Below are 23381 nucleotides of genomic sequence, written 5' to 3' on the forward strand. Positions count from 1 at the left end.
CCCTGTTATTATGAGATTTGTCCTCTTTTTTTGATATTATTTTACTTTTGACTAGCGTGTTTTTTTTCAAAAATGTTGGTGATGTGGTACTACCCCATCGCTATCAACTTAAGAATTTTATAACACCCCAAAACAAAAAAATGTACATTTTCACATGAAGATGTCAATTCTTGGGGGTATTTGAATCTCTTAGCTTGATAGCGATGGAGCGTGCCCCCTTTTAGAACAAAAAAATAGGATTCCCCTGGCCAGGAAAATCCTATTATATACCTTGAAATTATAAAAAATAATTATAGCATAAATAAATTATTTTATCAAGTAAAAATCACTGATCACAGCTTTTTTCGTACAAATATTGACACCTAGCAAGCGTTAAATGGATAAAAAGACTTTTCTTTAAGTGGCTCAAAAAAGAAGGAATTCTTGCCGTACTCCTTTTTGAATTCCGTTTCTATAACTTAGGAATCCCATGATTATGGAAAAATTCTATAATTCTACTTATTTGAATGCTTTTTCGATGGGATATTCCGCTGCAACTCATTAATAAATTTATAAGTTAATGGAGCTTTTTCTTCTAACTCAGCCTTCGTGTCTGGACCAGCATAAAAATAGGCAAAGGCTTCGGCGAAATATTCTTCCTTGTAATCGAAATATGGATTGTCATTAAAATCATCATGCTCCAAAGCGTGAATTTTAGTAAACTTATCCGAATAACTAATATTGTCAAATACATAACGATCAATGGAATGGGCTGTTTCATGCAGCTCAAGGCTTACAGAATTATGCATCTTTTTATAGCTGTAACCGATTCGAGCAACAACTGTTTGCCCACCTGCACCTGGCACATCATCCCACGTATATGGAGTATGTTCCCATCCCCTTGGGACGGTTCCCCTTAAATATTCATACTCCGGCAAATCAGTAAGAGGGAAATTAATCAGTTTAACCTGAACTCCCTGTTTATGCATGGTGATCAATATATTAGTTGGGATGCTCCAGAGACGACCAACCATATTTTGGGTCTCTTCATGATCAAATTCACCCTTTGTTTCAACCGTCACAACCCTTTCAAGAACATTGTTCATTTTAAGTGATTGGGTAGTTCCGGATTCTCCAAATGCAGCAGTAGAAAATGAGAATGTTAAAACTGTGGTCAATAATAACGCGGAAAATGCTTTTTTCAATAAAATCCTTTTCATAAGCTCCTCCTAAATTTAGTATATTATAGTTAAATATTCGAAAATTAATTCTTTTTCCCTTTATGGGGTACGACGCATGCCCATAAACTTAAGAAAACAAATCCACCCCAAAACGAAAAAATGAGCTTTTTTATTACAAATTAGGACAAAATCTCGTTCTGGGAGAGTTGTATTTTCTTAGCTTGATAGCGATGGGGTACCGCCAGCATTTCGGAAAAACCCACGTTAGGCAAAAAATAAAATAAGCCATCGATATGGACAGCTCATTTACATAATTATCGTTGTAGGAAGTTAGTTATTCACCGACATAAAACAGACTTTGTGCAATACTCGTAAAAAATTCTGGTTCTTGTATAGGAGAATCCTCTTCTATCTCTAAGTATGTTTTAAACCATTCTGATGTCTTCATTCTCCACCTTACTATTTCTTTACCTTGATAATAAAATTTTGTCCAATCCATTGGTGCTTTCTTTATTGTGAGTTCACAAGACTCAGATTTAATAAGAAGCTCAGGGGGGTTCTGGTGCAAAAATCATTTGATAGAGACATAGAAACCTACATAGACTGTTCAAGGTTCTGGTGCAAAAACTTCAAGATAATTGCAAGTAATCTCTTAAACTTGGACATACTGATAGTATTATTCTAAAAAAAGTGTGTGATCGGTATGGAAAAGGAGCTTCTGGTGCAAAAAAATACTGTCGTTGTGTACACCAGAACCAGCGATCCTCCTTGTATATCGATATTACTAGTGTGAAAATTAATAGTTAACTAGGGGAAAAGTTGAAGAATTATAAGGTAAACATTAAGTTTGGATAATTATGGTCATGATGAAGGGGTGAAAATATAATTTCACTTACATTTAAACATAAAGAATATTTAAGATTATAGGACAGGAATACATAAGGAATGTATAAAAAATGTATATAAATTAAATTATTCTAGTATAAATATAGAAGTAAATTATGAGGTGTAAATAGTAGCTAAAGATAAAAAGTTTCCTTAAGTCTAGTTGGGGGAGGATTTGCAAGTGCAAAAGGATTTTATTTTCTTTTGTGGAATGTTATTCATATTTACTTTATGGAAATTTGGAAAGGAGAATATTTATGAAACATTCCTTATTGGAGACAAATACAGATCCAGGAAAGAAAGAATCATTGCTTACACGGTGTGCAAATGTATTTTCGAGATGGTCTCAGAAATATGTCCCGGATGCCTTTGTTATTGCTGTGCTGCTCACTTTATTTACTTTCATTATAGCTTTGTTGATGAATCCCTCAAATCCGTACAAAATCGTAAAATCCTGGGGGGATGGGTTTTGGACTTATTTAACGTTTACAATGCAAATGGTATTGCTAATGGTTACAGGGATGACGTTAGCTTCTGTCCCGTTTGTTAATAGAGGCTTGCAGTCAGTTGCAAAGTTAGCCGATACACCTCAAAAGGCTTATACGATGACATTTTTAATCAGTGCGATTGCATACTATATCAATTGGGGATTAGCGGTAGTTGTGGGAGCGATCATTGCGAAGGAAGTAGCGAAAAAGAATCCGAATGCACATTTTCCATTACTTGTAGCAGCTGCTTATGCTCCGACAGCCTTATATAGCGCAGGTCTCTCTAGTTCTATTGGCTTGACAATTGCCACAAAGGATCATTTTCTTGTAGATATGATTGGAATTATTCCTACCTCACAAACAATCTTTAGTTACTCTACTCTAATTATTTTTTTCACTCTATTCATCACGATGCCAATTATTATTGTACTTATGGCTCCAAAAAGCGGGATTATCAGGTATAAAGCACTCGAAACAGATACACATTCTTTTGTAAAACCTCCTCAAAAGAATTTAACTACTGCGGAAAAGCTGGAATGGACACCGGTTCTAGGAATAGTATTAGGTGCAATCGGCACGTTGTATTGTGTTTATGAATTCATGAACGGTCATAGTTTAGATTTAAATATTATTAATTTGTTTTTCTTATCACTTGGTTTGCTCCTGCATGGTTCTCTTGGCAACTTTGCACAAGGATTCAAAGAATCTGCGCAATCCATCTCTCCAATTATCCTACAGTTTCCGTTTTATGCGGGGATTATCGCTGTTTTAGGTAGTTCAGGATTGGGAAGCACAATCATTGAATGGATGGCATCCATTGCGTCAAAGGATACATTTGATATATTTACATATTGGTCAGCGGGATTGGTGAACTTATTGGCGCCATCTGGCGGGGGGCAATGGGCTTTGCAAGGGCCACTACAGGTTCCGGCAGGGTTGAAGTTAGGTGTAGATCCGGCTACTATCGCTATGGCGGTAGGCTGGGGGGACGCATGGACAAATTTGATTCAGCCGTTCTGGGCACTACCTCTTTTAGGAGTGCTGGGATTGAAAATTAAAGATATCATGGGTTATTGTTTCATTCTCTGCATTTGGGTCGGGATTGTTACAAGTTTATTGATGTTATTTGTATATTAGCTTTCATAGGAATACGCATCACTATCAAGTCAAGGGCTTGAAACACCATTAAAATGAAAGTAACACGAATCTAGAAGTACAGACGAAGTATTTATGAACACCCTAGATTTCAGTATCAACTTTCCGGATATCTATGTTATTCCATGTTGGAAAGGCGATTTTTATTTTAAGGAGATTATTTAGATGGAATCTAGTAAAGCCATAGTGTGGATTAATGTATTCACTGCCAAACCAGGTAAATTAGATGAACTAGTTGCTATCCAAGCTGAAGAACTACTTAACTTTAAGAGAAAAGGTATTCCTGGTTGGATTAGCAGTCGTTGACATCGTTCTATTGATAATAAAAAGGCAATTATGATGACTACTTTTGAGAGTATTGAATATCATAAAAATTGGTTAGGAAAAAATGACTTCTCTGAACACCTAAACAAGATTAAACACTTAATTGAAGGAGTAAAAGGTGGGTACTACACGTTAGTGGCAAACATTGAAAATATGTAAACTACTTATATTCTAAATTTTTATTTATCCTCTTGATAGTGAAAAGGCCCATGGAAAAACTCCATGGGCTTCATCAATTAATAAAATAAAATCAAAATTATGTTGAATTTAGGAGTAGTACCACAAATCCATCAACTTAAGAAAAATAAACGCCTCCAAAGCGATAAAAATGAACTTCGATGCTAAAAAACACAAAATTCCCATTTAGGAGGTACTTTAAAATCTTAGCTTGATAGCGATGTGACGCTATCCCTTATTGGAGTAAATTTTATCACGTATCTGATGGTTTATAGTGTCGTATGATATGGTAGAATATGTTGTAGATGCACTTATTTAGATGAGAGAATAGGGAGAGAATTAGCGTGCAATTACGGGAGCAGAATTGAATTAAGCTGAAGCAGCAATTGAAGGATAATGGTTTTGAACATGCAATAAACTATTTGATGGAGACATCGCGGCAAGGGGTGCGTTGTGCAAAAGCGGGCGAGACAGATTACACAAAGATGGAGCGTTCGCGTGTTGGTGGCTATCCAGATTTGCCTCCACAATTTGCATGGCCGCTTACAACAGATGGGACACCAATGACCTTCTTAGTTCAATTAAATATGTGTGATGTGGCGAAGAACGATGCTAACGCATTATTGCCAAAGACAGGGATGTTGTCTTTTTTTCTCGGAATCGATGAGCCAGCTTACAATATTGAACATCGAGTTATATGGTTTGATGAAACAGAGGTACTATCTGTTGTCCGTCGTGAACCGCCAAGTGAGACTAAGTTGGAAACTACTTATGTTGGCTATGAATTGAAAGCGCGTCTATCACTGGAGCCGCCAGGTTACGCCTACATTGATAATGAGCAGATAGAGAGTGATAAAGTTAGCTTAGATGATTATGATGATTTGCTTTATGAAATTCGAGACGAAGAAGATGACGATATTATTCAACTGTTTGGTTATCCGATAGGACAGCATGATGACTCGGAATACGAAGCAGCATTGATGTTGCTGACTCGTGAAGAATACGAGTATAATGCGGATAAAACATTGGAGAAGCTCGCGGCACATTTCGGTGGTGATGAGGAGAAGGCGAAGCAGGAAGTCGCGGATATGCAGATGTTGTTGGAGTTGGAAACTGATGATGACGTTGGCTTCTGCTGGTGGGACGCAGGGGTACTGCACTTCTTTATTCGTAAGGACGATTTGGTTGCTGGACGATTTGACCGTACCTATTGTTCTCTTTATTCCAGTTAAATCAAATAATAGGAATACCTATACTTGCCCATGGAAACTTCTAAATGGCTGGGCGTATCTAAGACGAGTTACTAGGGGACATTTTATAATTCTATAGGAATTGAGCCAATTTTGATTTTTGTGCAACCATGACGTAAAAAGAGCATCCTTAATATATAAGGACGCTCTTTCTTTTACTTAAGAACGGATGGCGAAGTCTTTTCTAACCATAAAATTCCATCATATTGTTCGTTAGGAATCATGATTTCTTCTCTCTCTTTGTCCCCCCAATAACTTGCTGCAGTTGGGGTAAACATCCATGACGTTTCTGGTCGGTTACTTTCTCCCTTTAAGTTTACAAAGACATTTGGACTTCCAACGGTGCTTATTATTTTTTCTACACTTTGTTCTTCATGTTCTGTATGTACAGGAACAATTTTGTCATGTTGATTGTTCCAACTGCTTCCACCAAACGCAAATACGCCAATCGTGTACATTTGGTTTTTAATGCGCTGCGGAAGATAATCCATCATATTGGGGCATACAAAATTGTATTTTTGATACCCTGTATAGTCTAATATCATTTTCGAATTTTGTTTCCGTATATGATAATTATGTCCCCATACAATGATTTTTTTGTTTTTATATTGCATCTCAGTGAGCCATGCTAAGTTTTGAGCCATTTTCTGATCTCGGATATAATCAGGGAATTCAGCAATGGTAGAAGGGATGATGCCACCTTTTAATTTCATAAAACTATCTAGGTGTGTTTTTATCGCATCGATACGTATATTGATTGATTTCTCAAGAAAATTCACGTCATACGTAGGACGTGGTGTAACTTGAGTCAATTCAGTTTTATGATTCTGTATAAAAGTTCTTACGTTTTCTAACTTGTTGATTACGGGCTGTATATCTATTTTATATTGATCATAGGGATATCCACCAACAAGTTTATAATAATACTTATCCAGTCTAATCAACTCTGTTACTGCTTCATCTAGTTCAGTTGCCACTTCAGGACTTAATTTTTGCAACCAGTCTTTCGCATACGAGTGGAATGAAGATCTATAAAACAAATTCATATCAAAACCAGCTAATGTGAGTGGCTTTCCTTTTGCTTTTTGTTCTTTCATATAGATAAACAATTGTTCAACTTCCTCTGTTTGCCATACACCCTCTAAAGATTGGTCCATGGCTTCCGTAGCGGTTAAGTAATCAAAATTTTGCTGAACAGCTGCTGCTTCCGCAAGCCCTGATTCAAATGCAATCACATCATATCCCATTTCCTCATGTAAGTACTTAATCATACGTATTTTGGATTGATTCATTTCCTTCGCACCATGCGTACTTTCGCCAAGTACAACAATACGCTTGTCCTGTACGGCCTCTTTTAGAAATGATAAATCTTCTGTTGTTTGGGAAGTTGGTTCATTTAATTTTTTTGCATGTCCGTTTAGCCATTCCTCCCATTTGGGTTGATCGACTGGTTTTTCTGCTGCAAATGCAACAGATGTAAAGGTTGTACAGGCAAGAAGAGTACTCATTAGCCCGATTTTCCATTTTTTACGCATTACTACGCCTCCAAGCATCATATTTTACAAATTGAAAAGAAACGGTATCAAAAATTTACTAATCTACCATTATTTATAATAATACATATTTAGATTCTAAACAATATTAATATTCAGAAAAATAAAAGGCTCCTTCAACGTAGTGAAGAAACCATTTTCTCTTAGCATCGTTTTACTTTCTTCAATCATACCCATCACTTCAGGATCATTTATGGAATATGGAATGATAAAACTTCTTCTGCAATTATATAGTCAAATATAGGAACTTCATATCCTAGTACTCTATGTGTCACATCGTGAAGGACGTTTTTTATTTCATGTCTTATGATTTTGTCAATACGTCCAGAAGTAAATAATTTATAGTCACCGTATATTAAATTTAATAACAAATTTATTGCTGTTCTAAATTTGTTATATAAGATTTTACAGCTTGCAATAAGAATTCTTCCTGTCTCATACCAGCATCCGCGGCCATTTGAATTACTTTTTGTTTAAATTCATGATCTGCGTGAAAAGTTAATGGCTCTACATTACTTTTAAAATAAATTCCTTCTAGATGTGGAAGTATTGAACCGGATTTCATATGAGAATGTAAATATTTAATCTCCTCTTGAAATTGCAATGGATCTACTTGTAAAACGAAAGGTTTAATTTCTAAATTGATAGTATCTGGTGTAATAGTCAATCGCATATTTGTGACACCGAGCTCTTTATAAAATAAGTTTATTAGATTGTAAGTGATGGAATTAAATAGTTGAGGTTTTTTAAATGAAAATGATAAATACCCTCGTTTTGTAATTACAGCTTGTTTTTGGAAAGGTTCAAAGGAATAATCATGCTCCTTATAAGTGGATATTGGGAAAATTTCTTCATCCTCTGTAAGAATCTTTCCATCTGCTCCATTGATCTCTATTACCCTAGCTGTTTTTCCGGTATGTTGATGTGTTAATAATTGATATAAATATATATCTTCATCTTGAATCTTAGTAATAAATGTTTTTCGTTCTTTTGTTGTAGTTTTTTCATAATCAAGCTGGAAAGTATCTAGGTCTTCTTTACTAATGACATATACTTGTTTTCCTCGTTTTTCTATCCTTGAAGCAGGTAATTTTCCAGATTTGATATATGTAAAAATAGTAGATGGTGCTACATTGAGAATTTCAGCTGCTTCTTTTGTACTAAGGCCTTTAACCTCTTCATTATTTTTTAAGCGTTCAATATCCTCCAAATAGAAAATTTTACTACCGAATTGTTTCCAATTATTTTTATATACACATTCTATTAATCCATCTTTTTCTTTCTTTAATATTGTCTGTACGGTTACTCCCAATAAGTCGGCTGCCTCTTTTGTCGTTACAGTAGGTTTCGTAATAAACAATAAATCTTGTGTCATGAAAGGATACCTCCTTAATTATTGTTTGCTAATATTTTAGATATGTATATATCATATCAGAATCTGATTTATATTTAAAATAAGAAATAGATTTTATTAAACATCATATGTATTTTTATATTTTATGAATATTTATAAATTATTTTATATTTTAATCAATCATTATCGCGAACTTTATTATATATGCGATATAAAAGTTATTTCATTTGCTATTAAATAATATCTATTTACTAATAAATTATAAAAAAATATAGGTATAGGTAAATAGAGAAGAATGTAGCATTCTTCTAGAAAGAATATGAGTTATCATTTGTATAATTGATAGAAGTGAAATAAAATGATAAGTATAGTTAATAAAGAGAATTGTATTCATAATCTTCAATAGGAGAGGTGAATTTGAAATATGGATAATAAAAGTGGAAGTGAAAACTTACCTATTATAAATAATCAAAGTGAATATATAGATACATATTTAGAGAATATAAGTGATATCGTTCCTTTCCTGCATAACAATAATTATGTAGATAAGGTAGAAGAGAAGATGGAGGTTGCAGAAAAAGAGGGAAAGAGTAAATATACGTATTTAAGTGATCTGGAAGTCATTTATCATTTCGTACATTTACAAAAAAATATGGATGAGAAGAAGAATAGAAAAGAGGATACGAAAAAGAGTTATGTATCTGAAATCTTATCATTTTGTCAGTGCATGGTGCAGCATGCAGAAGAGTTCGAATTAAATGGGGAAGAGGTACAGCAAAATGCCTCTTTACTGAAAACATTACAACCATGGCATATTCGTAAATATAATTCTTGGTTGAAGCAAGTAGAGAACGGTAGGAATAGTGACACGTATGCAGTCGCAACACTTGCAAAGAAAACAGTACTTATTCGTTCTTTTTTAAAACACCTTCATGTATTTGCTTATATTGAAAAACCTCTTCATGAAGAACTGCAGCGTGCAAATGTAAATGAACAGGATCGACCAAATCGGGACCTATCGTATGATGAAGTTATGAAAATCTTAGGGTTTTATAAAGAAAGAGGGCATTTAGTAAACTATACAATTTTATTAGCCCTGGCAAGTACCGGTGCAAGAATTCAAGAATTGTGTACAACAAGAGTCAAAGATTTACACTATGACGGAAAGCACTGGTTAAAAGTAACGGGCAAAGGGGATAAAGTACGTGAACTTTTCATTTCGGAACATTTGTATCAGTGCATTTGTGAAATGAGACGAAGAAGAGGGTTCCAAACTGTATTGGATCAAGGAGATGAAAGTCCTTTATTTGTAAATCAAAGGGGGAACTTTTATAATTCAAAAACGTTATCGAGTCAGGTAACAGATATGATAAAAAAGACAAATTTAGAGTTTCTACAGTATCGTGAGAATCCAGTAACGGCGCATACATTCCGTCATGCTTTTGCAATCATGGCCGTTGAACAAGGAAATGCGGATCTATATCATTTAATGCAAACGCTGGGGCATGAAAATATCCAAACAACAAAAATCTATTTAGAGAAGCATATGAAACGGAAGAATAATGTGGGTACTTCCTTTGCGGATATGTTGCAATGATTGAACTACCCCCACTTTCACTTCGTTTAGAAGAGGGGGATTCCTAAGTAAAGAGTTCTATCGAACTCTAATTTATTAGGCTATCTCCACAGTCCTTGCGGTTAGAAGCCTTATCGCTTCATTCTTTAGATTGATACTTGCGTTAATATCCCTATCATGGTGTGTAAGGCAAGAAGGGCAGTCCCATTTACGTAGGTTTAGATTTTTAACGTCTTTGTTTTGATATCCACAACAAGAACATAATTGGCTTGAAGCAAATGTTTTCGATACAACAATGACTTGTTTGCCGTACCATTTTGCTTTGTATTCCAACATAGTTCGAAACTGAGACCATGATACCTCACTAATTGCTTTTGCTAACTTATGATTCTTTAACATATTTGATACTTGCAAATCCTCTATACCGATAACATCGTGGTTTTTGATGATTTCAGTCGAGATTTTGTCCAAGTAATCTTTTCTAGCATTCGTCATGTATTCATGAATTCTAGCTACTTTTACTCGTTGTTTATTCCAGCGAGAAGATCCTTTCATTCTTCTAGAAAGAACACGTTGTGCTTTTGCCAACTTCTCTTCTAATGATCGAAAAAACTTCGGATTTTTATAGGTTGTTCCATCTGACAAAATGGCGAAATCTTTTAGTCCCACATCCATTCCAATGTAAGAGTTTGTTTTCGGAAGTTCTTGCACTTCTGTTTCAACTAACAATGACACAAAGTATCTGCCAGAAGGGTTCCGTCTAACTGTAACATTTAAAATACGTCCTCTTACTTCACGACTTTTGGCAAATCGAACAAGACCTAGTTTTGGCAATTTTATTTTGTTTCCTACAACGGCAATGTTTTCATTTGTTTGTTTTGTGGTATAAGATTGTACGTTGTTCTTCTTAGATTTGAAACGCGGGGCATTGTTTTGTTTTTTGAAAAGGCGTGTATAAGCATCCGCAAGGTTGCGAACAGACGACTGAATCGCGATACTATCCACTTCTTTTAGCCAAACAAACTCTTTCTTCATGGCAGGGAGTTTGGCAGAGCATGTACCATATGTCAAACCTTTCCCTGTTTCTTTGTATGCATTATCCCATAGAGATAGGAAATGATTGAATACAAAACGAGAACAGCCAATCGTTTTATTGATTAGGGTTGCTTGTGCTTTATTTGGATAGATACGAAATTTATATGCTTTATTAATCATCATTCATTTCACCTCTATTTCGGTATGTTTCTATTATACAACAAACGTACATTCGATAGGTAGTGAAGTAACAGTTTATGTATGTCGAACAATTAAGATGGCTTCCTGCCATCCCTTGTCCGAAGCCAATTCATCTCCCACCTACTCACTTCGCGTTCCTTGAGGAAGGAGTCTTCTTGGCTAAAATGATAAAATAGAAGAAAATAGTTAACTCATGTATAAATATCATAATTAAGCACATGTTATATACAAATATAATGGAGGTGCAACGATGAATATTCAAAGACACGAAAATAATGCAAATGAAGTTCATATTTCAGTTGCTGCAAGTGCTATTGAGCAAATGAAGTATGAAATTGCTCGCGAATTAGGAGTCACACTTGGACCTGATACATCATCGCGTGCAAATGGTTCTGTCGGTGGAGAAATTACAAAACGCTTAGTTCGAATGGCCAAGGAACAATTAACAGGAGAATATAGATTACACTAAGTTAAAGAATCCATTTTTTAAAAATGGATTCTTTTTCTTTTCTTTACATAAACTTCAAAATAATGATTGTGAATCTAAAAAAATGACCTCTTAGATTTCTTTGTAAGCACTTTGAAAATTCGCATCAATGACATAGGTATCGATGCGAATTAAATATTATATGGGTGGTTACAGGGTGGTTAAACGGTGTTTTGTTTTTTTGTAATTTTAATTCCATAATACTTAAGCCAATATAATACAAATTCATTTATAAGTAATTTTTTGTTAAATAGTTAACCGTTTATAATTTCCCCACCATTCACGTGCAGAATTTGTCCTGATATGTAAGATGCATCTTCGGATGCCAAGAATACATAAGCAGGTGCCACTTCAAACGGTTGACCGGCTCGCTTCATAGGAACATGGTCTCCAAATGTGGAAAGCCATTCTGGAGGCAAGGAAGATGGAATTAATGGAGTCCAAATTGGTCCTGGGGCCACACCATTAACTCGGATTCCTTGCGGTGCCAGTGACGATGACAGCGAACGTGTAAAGGAAACAATGGCTCCTTTAGATGCCGCGTAGTCAATTGCATCTTGATCTCCATGATAGGCACTAAGGGATGTTGTATTTATTATGGAGCTCCCTGAATTCATATATGGCAAAGCAGCTTTCGTCAAAATAAACTGAGAAAAAACATTTGTGTGAAAGGTACTTGTTCGTTGGTTAGAATCTACATCAAGTAGACTGTTCCTTATGTATAGTACACCGGCATTATTCACCAAAATGTCAATACGACCAAATTGGTGAATTGTCTGCATTACTGCTTGTTGGCAATGCTGCTCATACCCAATATCACCTGGAATGGTAATGCAACTACGGCCATACTTTTTAACATAGAACTCCGTTTCTTTTGCATCACTATGCTCATTTAGGTATGAGATTGCTATGTCTGCACCCTCTTTCGCGAAGGCTACAGCGACAGCCCTCCCAATTCCACTATCCCCACCAGTTATAAGCGCTACCTTATTTATAAGTTTACCGGCTGGTTTGTAATTGGGGTTATCAAATATAGGTCTAGGTATCATTAATGATTCAATGCCAGGTTTACTTTGTTGTTGAGGCGGGAAACCCATCACATTCACCCCTTTTGGAATTTTCCTATAATAAATGAAATTCTGATATAGGTTATGATTATCATCAGGAAAATATATCCTTACCAAAGAATTAAATAGAGGAAGTGAAGGGGGATTTACTCCAACAAGGTGTAATATCATTTCCTGTTATTTGTAAAAAGGTATTAATTTTTCCCTTTAGGGGTAGCACCACATCGCTATCAAGCTAAGCCCGTGTAACGTCAATGATAAGCAAGATTGTTTCTTTTTTTCGAAAGTCTATACGTAGATGCTTTAAAGATTTGCATACGAAATAAACCCTAACGGGTTTCCTTTTTTGAATTAAGCTGCTTGGTTATCAGACATGGTACAATTATAAACGACACCTAAGATATCAAAGACTGTTTTCTTCTCATACCTATGGGATTTTCGCCCGTTTTGCTGTAGGAGATTGAACAGGCGAAGTAACACCTTTGATAGCTCTTGGGTGTTTTTTTGAATAGTTTGGAATAGAAGAAGAAAATAGTCTTTAATCATATATATGGCTTTATACTCACTAAGCTCTCGTTTTTTCTTCATGAGGAGCAATTGGCGCATTTGAAACATGATAGAAGAACAGAGTAGAATGGCAATCAATTGACCATATAAATGGCACTCCAATCGTTCTGGTTTTATCTTTTTACAATGATGGATTTGAAAGAATGACTTCCACGTTTTAAATAAAATTTCGATTTGCCAACGCAAAGAATACCAGTCATGTACCTGTCCCATCGGGACAATATCTGTAGGGGTGTTTGTCATATATACATTGATACCACTGAGTCGTTTACTACGAGGAGAATACTTCATTCCTTTCTTTTTTTCTCTTACAGCTTGATCTTGTAATCGTTTTTGTTGCTGTTGTTTTGTTAATCGATGAACAATTACACGAGCTGGCACTTTATCATTCATTCCTACATAAGCATCAGCTATTTCACATGTTTGTCCTGGTTGAAGGGAGTTCATTAACGTCTCCATATCTATCTGTATATACTCTGTGCCTTTCTTAATTCTTCCATCTTGAAAATAATCAGGGTTAGGATTTTTTTGATACATACGTGTGTTCGACTTGATACGAGAGATATAGTAGGCCTCTTTATCTTGTATATATTGAAGGTCTTTTAAATGAAAATAACCTAAATCTCGGATACATAAATCATTCGCTGTCACAGTTGGGGCACACAGAGAGCCGTAAGTGCGATCATGTTGTTTACCTGGACCTGTATGAATATGTAGGAACTGTCCACTTAACAAATCATACTCAAGTTGAATTTTTATCCCAGCCGTATGGCTGCATCCTCCTGCACCTGGATAAACCGATGAAAATACATCCGGGAGTTGAAATGCAGTTGAATCTAAAATACGAATACGCTTGAAAACAGAAGTGTATGGAGAAGAAATCGGCATAGATGCGGCCAATTTTTTGCTTAGTAGTTCGGCTAGTAGGTGTTGTAAAAGTTGGACGGCCGCCTTATTAAACCGCTGATTCAGTCCCTCAGGACTGATGAGTACTTCTGTTGATGCTTCTAAACAGCTAGATAACTGAGTTAAAGAAGTCGTAGCTACATTTTGGCTCACCCATACACATAGAGCTACTAAATCTTTTGCTTGGTACTTACTGGTTCGTTGTACAAAGCCAACATCTCTAGCAAGATCCCGTAAGGTATTTGGAGATAAAAAACTTTGAATCTCTTGAGCAAATAGTTGTAATTCGTCAGACACAGAAACAGACATAAAAAACACCATCCTTTCCTATGATTCTACAGAAAGAATAGCGTATTTTTTCATTTTAGGGGATATTTTGTTTTGTTAGCTCAATGACGATGCGGTCGAACCCTTATTTTAAATACCAGTCAAAGGCGTTTTTATAAAGAATTTTTTTATGGCTTCTTCTTCAAATTCGTTTTTAATTAACTCTATATCTGAATATCGGAATGGTATCTTTGCCCTTGTTGAAGGCAGATCAGTTCCAAACATTAACGCATCAGGGTTAATCGAATAAATTGCTTTCATTGCTTCAGCAGCATCAAAGTCAATTCTTCCAAATCCAGTAGCTTTTATTCGAACTCCTTTTTCGACTAAAGCTAATAAATTAGGGAGACCTTCTTTTGATAAACCTAAATGATCAATTGATACTTTTGGCAGTTTTTCTAATATATTAGTTATCTCTGGTAAGGCATTTGAATTAATATAAAGCTCCGTATGCCAATTTACTAATTCATATACTCTTCTAGCAAAATTGTCTAAACGTGATATATCCTCTGAACCACCTCGATTTACGTTAAAACGAAGTGCCTTAATACCTTTCGCATTCAATTTAATAATTTCATCATCTGATGTATCATAGGGTAACTGCGTGACACCAACAAAGTTCTTCCCTAATGTTTGTAATGCATTTACTAAGTAAGTTTGATCAAACTTTTGAAAGGAACCAGAGACAATTGCACCACCAATTACATTTAAATTGCTGACAGTGCGTAAATAATCTTCAGACGTAAATGGCTCTGGCATATACCCTTGATTTTCGTACAATGGAAATTCTGGATCGATAATATGTAAATGTGTGTCAAATACTTTCATAGGTTCACTCCATTCAAACGAATTTATAAATAAAGCATAGACTTCTTTTTGCTATAAATAAATTAGTTATTAATTATCAAAATTTATAAGTATATCTAATCGAATAACAATAATACAAAAGATGTGGAATGAAATTCCATTACATAATCAATATTTTTGAACAACTTTATTATTCACGAACAATGTATACACAAAAAAACTAGTAAAATATTAACTTTTTTGTACTTCTCATAAGAATGATTATGATAATTAATCAGGTCGCTTATTTAACAACAGCGATTCTTTTTACGTATATAAACTTTGGTTTGTTAGTTTATTGTAGAAAAGTAAATATTTCGTTTAGGGGATACTTCAAGACCTTAGCTTGATGGGCATGGGGTAGCACCACATCACTATCAAGCTAAGCTTATGCAAAGTCAATTCTAGGCGAGATTATTTCTTTTTTCTAAAGGCTACATGTAGGGAGTTTAAAGATTTGCATACGAAATCAACCCTAACAAGTTTCATTTTTTTGATTTAAGCTGCTTGATTTTCAGACATGGTACAATTGTAAACGACACCTAATATATCAAAGACTGTTTTCTTCTCATACCTATGAGATTTTCGCCCGTTTTGTTGTAAGAGGTTGAACAGGCGAATTAGAATCTTTGATAATTCCTGGGTGTCTTTCTGTATAGCTTGGAAAAGAAGAAGAAAGTAATCTTTTATCATTTATATGGCCTTATATTCACTCAGTTCTCGTTTCTTTTTCATAAGAAGTAATTGCCGCATTTGAAACATGGTAGAAGAACAGAGTAGAATGGCAATCAGTTGCCCATACAAATGGCATTCCAATCGTTCTCTTTTTATCTTTTTACAATGATGAATATGAAAGAATGATTTCCACGTTTTAAATAAAATCTCGATTTGCCAACGTAAAGAATACCAATCATGTACTTGTCCCATCGGGACAATATCTGTAGGAGTATTTGTCATATATACATTGATACCGCTAAGTCGTTTACTACGAGCAGAATACTTCATTCCTTTCTTTTTTTCTCTTACAGTTTGATTTTGTAATCGTTTTTGTTGCTGTTCTTTTGATAGTCGATGAACACTCACACGAGTTGGGACTTTATTAGTCATTCCTACATAAGCGTTGGATATTTCACCTGTTTGTCCTGGTTGAAGAGAGTTCATTAAAACCTCCATATCTATCTGGATATACTCTGTACCTTTCTTGATTCTGCCATCTTGAAAATAATCAGGGTTAGGATTTTTTTGATAAATACGTGTATTCGATTTGATACGTGAGATATAATAAGCCTTTTTATCTTGTATATGTTGAAGATCTTTCAAATGAAAATAACCTAAATCTCGGATACATAAATCATTCTCTGTTACGGTTGGGGCACACAGGGAACCGTAGGTTCGATCATGTTGTTTACCTGGACCTGTATGAATATGAAGGAACTGTCCACTTAATAAATCATACTCAAGCTGAATCTTTACTCCCGCTGTATGGCTGCATCCTCCTGCACCTGGATAAACGAATGAAAAGGGATCTGGAAGTTGAAATGCAGTTGAATCTAAAATACGAATACGCTTGAAAATAGAAGTGTACGGAGAAGAGAGCAGCTTAGCTGAAGATAACTTTTGGTTGAGAAGTTTGGCTAATACTTGTTGTAGAAACTGCACGGCTGCAGCGTTAAATCGTTGATTTAGTCCTTCGGGACTGATGAGCACTTCTGTTGATGCTTCTAAACAACTACATAATTGGGTTAAGGACGTTTTTGCTTCACTTTGGCTTATCCATACACATAAAGCTATTAAATCTTGTGCTCGATACTTACTTGCTCGCTGTACAAACCCAACATCTCTAGCTAGATTCTGTAAGGTATTTGGGGATAAAAGACTCTGAATCTCCTATGCGAATAGTTGTAGTTCGTCAGATACAGAAATAGACATACAAAAACGCCATCCTTTCCTATGATTCTACAGAAAGAATAACGTATTTTTTCATTTTAGGGGGGATTTTGTTTTATTAGGTTGATAGCGATGTGGTGCTACCCCAGATAGCTCAATAAGAAATAGACTATTGGTTAATTGTGGTATATAATTTTATTTAAAGGAACGTATGTTCTTTATTTTAATGTGGTAGCTTTTGATACGAAAAAGAATAAACTATGAAAATTGTGATTGGAGTGTTAGTGGATGAAAATAAAAAGAGTTTATCTTTATGTATTTAATACAATGTCAGACTGGGAATATGGATATTTAATTGCAGAACTAAACTCAGGAAGATATTTCAAAAAGGATTTAGCACCTTTAAAAGTGATTACAGTAGGAGCGAATAAAGAAATTATTACTACGATGGGTGGACTGAGTATAAAACCAGATATTTCTCTTGATGAATGTACCTTTGAGAGTAAAGATCTTGTAGTGTTACCTGGAGGGAATACTTGGGGAGAAGATATTCATCAACCTATCTTTAAAAAAATTGATGAAGCTTTAAATCTTGGTACTATAGTTGCTGCAATTTGTGGTGCAACTGTGGGGCTAGCGAATAATGGATACTTAGATTCTAGAAAGCATACAAGCAATAACTTAGAGTATATTAAAATGGTCTGTCCTAATTATAAAGGAGAAAAATTTTATGAGATGGGACCTGTGGTAGCTAGTGAGAATTTGGTTACTGCATCAGGAGTAGCTCCTCTAGAATTTGCGATGGAAGTATTGAAAAAAATAGATGTATTTTTACCAGATACATTACATTCGTGGTATAACCTAAATAAGACTTACAAACCTGAATACTTCTTCCAGTTAATGAATTCAATAAATAAATGAGCTAAAAAAACAACTTTGCAGTTAGTTTAACAAGAATTAAACAATTTTATTATTAAATTTTGAGTGCAAACATATTTAAATGGATAAAAATTAAACAACTTTAAAGAGCATTACTACAATAAAATGTAGTAATGCTCTTATTTTTTAGAACAAAATTAAACAATTTTATTATTCATTCACATTACTTGTTTTTATTTACATGTAGTTTAACCATTTGAAAGTAATAAAGTGGTAGATGGATTTATTCATGTTGAACATATAATCATTGTCAATATTGATACACAAAAAGCAACCGTTTATTATACGGATGCTTTTTGATTGCAAATATTATTAAAATTAAATGAATTTCTTAATTTATATCCTTTTCAGATTCAGCCCAGCTATACACTATTTTATCGAAAGTAAACTTTTACCCAGTAGTTTACTTTCATAATATTGATTTTTATGCGTGTTTGGTGAAGAAGACACAATGAATTGCAAAAAAAACTATACCGAAATCTAGTTCAGTATAGTAAAGTGCATATAAAAAAGCCCTCTTTGCTATCTCCCAAAAAAAGAATCATTGCTGCGGACCTTATAAACTGTATTTTCAGAAACATGACAAGCATGTAAGTAAAATGTAAGGCAATTCAATATGAGAAAAACAATCTTACTACTACAATGAATAACAGAAACATTCATGAAATACCTGTGATGCGATATCAAGTTATTTTAGTGCTTAAAACATTCGACCAAGTATTACAGTTTAAATAAGGAAATACGAAACTAGACCACCAATTAATGGTAAATTACTCGTATTTTTAAAAAAGTAAAAATATTGGCAGGCTTCATCTATCAACGCTCATTCTTAGTGTGTAAATTTGGAGGGAATTTCTCATATGAAAATAGTAAAAGTAAAAGATCTTAGTAAAGAATACACAGGAAAGGTTTCACATACAGCACTTTCAAATATTAATTTAACAATTACAGAAGGAGAATTTGTTGGGATTATGGGTCCATCTGGTAGTGGGAAAACAACGTTATTGAATATGATTTCTACTATTGACTCGCCAACATCAGGCAGTGTATTCATTAATAGTAAAAATCCTTATCAACTATCAACCAATGATTTGGCCGTATTTCGCAGACAGGAATTAGGATTCGTCTTTCAATCCTTTAACCTGTTGCATACGTTAACAGTAAAAGAGAATATGGTTCTTCCGCTCGTATTAGATGGCATGAATGTGAAAAGAATAAATAAACGTGTAGAATCTATTTCAAAAAAATTAGGAATCAGTGAAATTTTAAATAAACGAACATATGAAATATCAGGAGGACAAGCACAGCGAACAGCGATTGCCCGTGCACTCATTCATTATCCTAAATTGGTTCTTGCCGATGAGCCAACAGGAAACTTAGATTCTAAAGCTTCCCAAGATGTAATGGAGATATTAACACAATTAAATAAAGAGGAAAAGGCAACAATGATGTTAGTAACGCACGATCCAATTGCTGCAAGTTACTGTGACCGCGTTATTTTTATTAAAGATGGACAGTTATATAATGAAATTTTCTACAATGACAATCGTTCGTTATTTTATCAAAATATTATGGACAGTCTTTCTCTGTTAGGAGGGAACAAAAATGATTTTTCGGCAGCTCGCATTTAATAATGTTATACGGAATAAACGAATATATCTCGGCCATTTTTTTAGTAGCACATTTGCGGTAATGATTTTTTTTACTTATGGGCTACTTGTCTTTCATCCGAACCTACAAGGCGAACTGACTAACGCAAGCACCATAATGAGTACATTTGGGAAAATAGGATTTCTACTATCGTATTACTTAATCTTTTTTTTCTCTTTCTTTCTGATTTTCTATTCTGTTAGTGCATTTTTAAAAAATAGAAAAAAAGAGTTTGGATTATTAATGTTACATGGAATGTCTAATCAACAGCTTCATCGATTAATTTTTCTCGAAAACATGTTGATTGGAATCCCTTCTATACTAGCAGGCATTGGGATTGGGATGATTTTTTCTAAATTAGTTTTACTAATTAGTGGGTCTTTATTGGCAATAGAGCATACGTTAGCATTTTACTTTCCATTAAAGTCTATGGGAGTAACAGCTATTTCCTTTTTTGTTTTATTTCTACTCATTTCATTGTTTACATCAAAAATGGTGAAAATGAATGAGCTTGTAGAACTCATAAAATCAGAGGAAAAACCAAAACCTGAGCCGAAAGCGTCCGTTTGGATATCCTTGTTGGCAATTATTTTAATTGGAGCAGGTTACTCCTCCGTCCACCACAGTATCGTCGCGATGTATTACATGAGTTTGAATCAATTATTACTACTCGTAGGAGTAGGTGTCATATTTATCGTATTTGGAACCTATTTTTTCTTCACTCAATTGTGTGTATATGTGATATACACTTTAAAAAATAAAGAAACTACATTCTTTAAAAGAACCAATCTTCTTGTTATCTCAGATTTAATGTATCGAATGAAAGATAATGCGAGAACGTTCTTTTTAGTTACAATTATATCAGCTGTATCTTTTACAGCAATTGGAGTTTGTACGGCTATTGCAAATCCTGAATTGGCAAAACATGAGACCCCATATGCATTTACCTATCGATCGGATAAGGGGAATACACAAGAAAAATCCCATATTGAAGAGATAAAAAAACAATTAAAAGAATCTGGATTTTCTTATAAACTTGTAGCAACAAAATTTAAAATGGCACAAAACGGATTGGTGTTAATTAATCTTTCTACGTATAATGAATATGCTAAAAAATTAGGGTATGAAATAGAGAAATTAACAAATGAAAATGAAAGTATCGCTATACGACTAAAGAAGAACGGCAATAGTGCAGAGGATCGAAAAACATTTGAATTAATGCATGGTGAACTAGAAGTACCACTTTCTGTTCAAAAAACAATTTATATCCCAGAATTCGCCGCAATTGAAACACCTGTTATTGTCTCTGATGCTGTTTACAGTAAGGTGCTAAATGTTCAACAAGAAAGCGTACTCCGAGATTACACCATATACGGTTTTATCATAAAAAATTGGCCTGAAACAACTGCAGTTTCTACAAAACTTATGAAGTTCATTGGTACGAGTCAAGATGATTATTATATCTTTTCATCTTTGAATTTAAGATGGCTTGAACTGAAACAACAAAACGGATTACTTTCTATTACAAGTGTATTGGTGGGAATTTTATTTTTCGTATTTACGCTAAGCTTTTTATATTTCCGTCTATTTACTGATTTAGAACGTGATCAAGAGCAATATCAGATGATTTCAAAATTAGGCTTAAGCCAAATAGAGTTAAAGCAAATTGTGACAAGACAAATGATGATCCTATTTTTCTTACCGATTGTAGTGGCTATGGTTCACAGCAGTTTTGCATTTCTTACTCTGCATCAATTAGGACAAACAGCAAGTAGGGAAATGTCCGTTATTCAAAGCTCAATTGTTGTATTAGTAAGCTTTATTTGTATGCAAATTATTTACTTCCTTATTATTAGAAATCACTATATAAAACGCATATGTACAAAAGAATATTCATAAAAAAGATAAACAAAAAATTGAAGGTGCATACTCAATCACTAAATATGGTAAAATGGTATTTGGATGGAAGTCCAAATGTATATTATAAAAATTAGAGTGGTTTAAGTCGGAGAGAGGCACCTTAGGGTGTCTTTTTTTATGTGAAAAATACCCATATTAGATGAGTGGCTGCTTAGGATATTGCTTTTCAGACGATAAAATTAAGCAACTATATTATCAGTACATCAAAAAATGTTTTTAAAAATGAAAGTAAACTTTTAGCTGAAAGTTTACTTTCATCCCCCGTTAACCATTGACTTTTATCTGTTTTTATTGATATTATAAAAAAAGATAAAAAAGTTTACATTCAAAACGTTGAAAACAAAAGGATTGAAAAACGAGTGGAGAAAAAGAAACATTTAATTGATGTACAACCAATTCGGAGCAAAGAACAGCTCGAAGATATGAAATGGTCTCTTAAACGTCATTGTTCAGATCGTGATTATATTTTATTCCTACTTGGGATTAATACTGGATTACGTGTAAGTGACTTACTTAAAATGGAAACGCATGAGATTTTAAAAATAAAGAGAAAAAAGCGGAAAGAATTTAAAGTTAAAGAAGGAAAAACAAAAAAGGAACGTATCATAAATATTACCTCTATTTTTGAGGAAGTATTTCCATACGCTGAAAATCTAAAAAGTACCTGGTTATTTCCTTCTCGAAAAGGTGATAAACCCATTAGTAAAGTTCAAGCCTATCGACAGTTACAAAAAGCCGGAGATTTTGCCGGAGTAGAATCATTAGGTACTCATACTATGCGTAAAACATTTGGATATTGGTTTTACAAGCAAACAAAAGATATTGCTATGTTACAAGAAATACTGAATCATAGTACGCCACAAATCACATTAAGATACATCGGGATTAATAAGGAAGAAAAAGATAATATCCTTGATACATTTTGCATCTAATTTATTTTAGGTGCTTTTTGGTTTGTCGAAAATATAATGATTGATTTTGTTGATTTGAAATAAAGTCGTACCGTTCATAAAAAAGATGTACCATTTATAAATTATCAAGACCTAAATCGTAAAAAGTCATAAAAAATAAGGGATAATACATGACTAATTCATGGCAAACATCAAATTCATCCGCAAGCTGTTCTTTATCAAGCGCAGCATGATGGCCACCATCAACACCATGGTCAAAAGCATCCAATATGGTATGGAAGTGTTGGAAGTACTACGAGAACAGTTGGGCATTATTAATAAGAGCCAAATAAAAACTTCTCTTGGATGCAAGAGGATTTTTTTATTGGGAATAGTAAGGGTGAGGGGAGGTGCATTACATATGGGAAAAGGTAGAAGTAATAATGCTGGTAAAAAGCAACCGAATTTCGATGATTCATCTAATTTCGCTAAACAAAGCCAACCGACAGAAAAGAAGAAGAAATAAGAAAAGGAGCTCTCTTGATAAAGAGAGCTCCTTTTTAAGATATATTGACGTTTCAGCACAACATATCGATCGCTCAACCAAATAGTCATAAGTGCAAGGCTTAAATTCCTGCGAATGGCAGCCAATTTAAATTATTGTCCTGCTTTTTCTAATGCTTCTTGACGTTGACCTCATTTAAAATGCCAATACAAAAAAAGACGTGTTTCCTAAA

The 23381-nt window shown here is 34.3% G+C and carries 16 protein-coding genes and 3 pseudogenes; 10 read left to right on the forward strand and 9 right to left on the reverse strand.

The window, feature by feature from the left end; genetic code table 11:
• Window positions 1–494 precede the first annotated feature (494 nt).
• Together MHI07_RS26990 and MHI07_RS26995 are read right to left on the reverse strand one after the other, a co-directional pair.
• The gene (locus MHI07_RS26990; protein WP_215582771.1) at window positions 495–1199 is read right to left on the reverse strand and encodes an anthrax toxin lethal factor-related metalloendopeptidase; all 705 of its coding nucleotides are present in this window, start codon (window positions 1197–1199) and stop codon (window positions 495–497) included.
• Between the two features lie 295 nt (window positions 1200–1494).
• Window positions 1495–1713, reverse strand: a pseudogene (locus MHI07_RS26995) (tubby C-terminal domain-like protein); the annotation flags it as partial.
• Window positions 1714–2302: 589 nt separating this feature from the next.
• Here MHI07_RS26995 and MHI07_RS27000 point away from each other — a divergent pair.
• The 3 genes from MHI07_RS27000 (at window position 2303) to MHI07_RS27010 (ending at window position 5421) form a co-directional block, all read left to right on the forward strand.
• Complete coding sequence (locus MHI07_RS27000) at window positions 2303–3670, forward strand: short-chain fatty acid transporter (RefSeq protein WP_215582772.1); 1368 nt, start codon at window positions 2303–2305, stop codon at window positions 3668–3670.
• Window positions 3671–3853: 183 nt separating this feature from the next.
• A complete protein-coding gene (locus tag MHI07_RS27005) occupies window positions 3854–3994 on the forward strand; it encodes a hypothetical protein (RefSeq protein WP_340827017.1) in 141 nt (46 codons plus the stop codon).
• A 581-nt stretch (window positions 3995–4575) separates the two neighbouring features.
• Window positions 4576–5421, forward strand: coding sequence for a YwqG family protein (locus MHI07_RS27010; RefSeq protein WP_252198858.1), 846 nt, complete (start codon window positions 4576–4578; stop codon window positions 5419–5421).
• A 173-nt stretch (window positions 5422–5594) separates the two neighbouring features.
• Here MHI07_RS27010 and MHI07_RS27015 read toward each other — a convergent pair whose 3' ends face one another.
• Window positions 5595–6974, reverse strand: coding sequence for an erythromycin esterase family protein (locus MHI07_RS27015; RefSeq protein ID WP_215582774.1), 1380 nt, complete (start codon window positions 6972–6974; stop codon window positions 5595–5597).
• A 391-nt stretch (window positions 6975–7365) separates the two neighbouring features.
• The gene (locus MHI07_RS27020; protein WP_215582775.1) at window positions 7366–8367 is read right to left on the reverse strand and encodes a helix-turn-helix domain-containing protein; all 1002 of its coding nucleotides are present in this window, start codon (window positions 8365–8367) and stop codon (window positions 7366–7368) included.
• 403 nt (window positions 8368–8770) lie between these two features.
• Here MHI07_RS27020 and MHI07_RS27025 point away from each other — a divergent pair, with 403 nt between their 5' ends.
• Complete coding sequence (locus tag MHI07_RS27025; protein WP_215582776.1) at window positions 8771–9943, forward strand: tyrosine-type recombinase/integrase; 1173 nt, start codon at window positions 8771–8773, stop codon at window positions 9941–9943.
• Window positions 9944–10018: 75 nt separating this feature from the next.
• Here the strand turns inward: MHI07_RS27025 and tnpB are convergent, their stop codons facing one another.
• On the reverse strand, window positions 10019–11140 hold the full coding sequence (gene tnpB, locus MHI07_RS27030) for an IS200/IS605 family element RNA-guided endonuclease TnpB (protein WP_340827018.1): 1122 nt from the start codon (window positions 11138–11140) through the stop codon (window positions 10019–10021).
• A 268-nt stretch (window positions 11141–11408) separates the two neighbouring features.
• Between tnpB and MHI07_RS27035 the strand changes: the two genes are divergently transcribed.
• The gene (locus MHI07_RS27035) at window positions 11409–11627 is read left to right on the forward strand and encodes an alpha/beta-type small acid-soluble spore protein (protein ID WP_289361086.1); all 219 of its coding nucleotides are present in this window, start codon (window positions 11409–11411) and stop codon (window positions 11625–11627) included.
• A gap of 272 nt (window positions 11628–11899) precedes the next feature.
• On the opposite strand, the gene MHI07_RS27040 is transcribed toward MHI07_RS27035, so the two are convergent.
• From MHI07_RS27040 to MHI07_RS27055, 4 genes and pseudogenes are all read right to left on the reverse strand, one after another.
• Complete coding sequence (locus tag MHI07_RS27040) at window positions 11900–12742, reverse strand: SDR family oxidoreductase (protein WP_340827020.1); 843 nt, start codon at window positions 12740–12742, stop codon at window positions 11900–11902.
• Between the two features lie 321 nt (window positions 12743–13063).
• Entirely contained in the window at window positions 13064–14494 is a 1431-nt protein-coding gene (locus MHI07_RS27045) for an IS4-like element ISBce7 family transposase (protein ID WP_340827021.1), read from the reverse strand.
• A gap of 103 nt (window positions 14495–14597) precedes the next feature.
• Window positions 14598–15340, reverse strand: a pseudogene (locus tag MHI07_RS27050) (amidohydrolase family protein).
• A 516-nt stretch (window positions 15341–15856) separates the two neighbouring features.
• Window positions 15857–17242: pseudogene (locus MHI07_RS27055) on the reverse strand (IS4 family transposase).
• A 291-nt stretch (window positions 17243–17533) separates the two neighbouring features.
• Between MHI07_RS27055 and MHI07_RS27060 the strand changes: the two are divergent.
• From MHI07_RS27060 to MHI07_RS27080, 5 genes are all read left to right on the forward strand, one after another.
• The gene (locus MHI07_RS27060) at window positions 17534–18166 is read left to right on the forward strand and encodes a type 1 glutamine amidotransferase family protein (RefSeq protein ID WP_340827022.1); all 633 of its coding nucleotides are present in this window, start codon (window positions 17534–17536) and stop codon (window positions 18164–18166) included.
• Between the two features lie 878 nt (window positions 18167–19044).
• On the forward strand, window positions 19045–19815 hold the full coding sequence (locus tag MHI07_RS27065; protein WP_340827023.1) for an ABC transporter ATP-binding protein: 771 nt from the start codon (window positions 19045–19047) through the stop codon (window positions 19813–19815).
• Window positions 19790–21733 (forward strand): ABC transporter permease, encoded by a 1944-nt coding sequence (locus MHI07_RS27070; protein ID WP_340827024.1) that lies wholly within the window; start codon window positions 19790–19792, stop codon window positions 21731–21733. The genes MHI07_RS27065 and MHI07_RS27070 overlap by 26 nt, the downstream gene beginning before the upstream one ends.
• Window positions 21734–22113: 380 nt before the next feature.
• A complete protein-coding gene (locus MHI07_RS27075) occupies window positions 22114–22686 on the forward strand; it encodes a tyrosine-type recombinase/integrase (RefSeq protein WP_340827025.1) in 573 nt (190 codons plus the stop codon).
• A 160-nt stretch (window positions 22687–22846) separates the two neighbouring features.
• Window positions 22847–23170, forward strand: coding sequence for a hypothetical protein (locus MHI07_RS27080; protein ID WP_340827149.1), 324 nt, complete (start codon window positions 22847–22849; stop codon window positions 23168–23170).
• Window positions 23171–23381: the final 211 nt, after the last annotated feature.

This window comes from Bacillus sp. FSL H8-0545 (assembly GCF_038006105.1).
GTDB classification, from domain to species: domain Bacteria; phylum Bacillota; class Bacilli; order Bacillales; family Bacillaceae_G; genus Bacillus_A; species Bacillus_A cereus_U.

Excerpts from the sequence above, each read along its gene's own strand:
- MHI07_RS27020 (WP_215582775.1), bottom strand. The coding sequence starts at position 8,367 with ATGACACAAGATTTATTGTTTATTACGAAACCTACTGTAACGACAAAA.
- MHI07_RS26990 (WP_215582771.1), bottom strand. The coding sequence starts at position 1,199 with ATGAAAAGGATTTTATTGAAAAAAGCATTTTCCGCGTTATTATTGACC.
- MHI07_RS27005 (WP_340827017.1), top strand. The coding sequence starts at position 3,854 with ATGGAATCTAGTAAAGCCATAGTGTGGATTAATGTATTCACTGCCAAA.
- tnpB (WP_340827018.1), bottom strand. The coding sequence starts at position 11,140 with ATGATGATTAATAAAGCATATAAATTTCGTATCTATCCAAATAAAGCA.
- MHI07_RS27040 (WP_340827020.1), bottom strand. The coding sequence starts at position 12,742 with ATGGGTTTCCCGCCTCAACAACAAAGTAAACCTGGCATTGAATCATTA.
- MHI07_RS27000 (WP_215582772.1), top strand. The coding sequence starts at position 2,303 with ATGAAACATTCCTTATTGGAGACAAATACAGATCCAGGAAAGAAAGAA.
- MHI07_RS27065 (WP_340827023.1), top strand. The coding sequence starts at position 19,045 with ATGAAAATAGTAAAAGTAAAAGATCTTAGTAAAGAATACACAGGAAAG.
- MHI07_RS27025 (WP_215582776.1), top strand. The coding sequence starts at position 8,771 with ATGGATAATAAAAGTGGAAGTGAAAACTTACCTATTATAAATAATCAA.
- MHI07_RS27015 (WP_215582774.1), bottom strand. The coding sequence starts at position 6,974 with ATGCGTAAAAAATGGAAAATCGGGCTAATGAGTACTCTTCTTGCCTGT.
- MHI07_RS27045 (WP_340827021.1), bottom strand. The coding sequence starts at position 14,494 with ATGTCTGTTTCTGTGTCTGACGAATTACAACTATTTGCTCAAGAGATT.
- MHI07_RS27070 (WP_340827024.1), top strand. The coding sequence starts at position 19,790 with ATGATTTTTCGGCAGCTCGCATTTAATAATGTTATACGGAATAAACGA.
- MHI07_RS27080 (WP_340827149.1), top strand. The coding sequence starts at position 22,847 with ATGGCAAACATCAAATTCATCCGCAAGCTGTTCTTTATCAAGCGCAGC.
- MHI07_RS27035 (WP_289361086.1), top strand. The coding sequence starts at position 11,409 with ATGAATATTCAAAGACACGAAAATAATGCAAATGAAGTTCATATTTCA.
- MHI07_RS27060 (WP_340827022.1), top strand. The coding sequence starts at position 17,534 with ATGAAAATAAAAAGAGTTTATCTTTATGTATTTAATACAATGTCAGAC.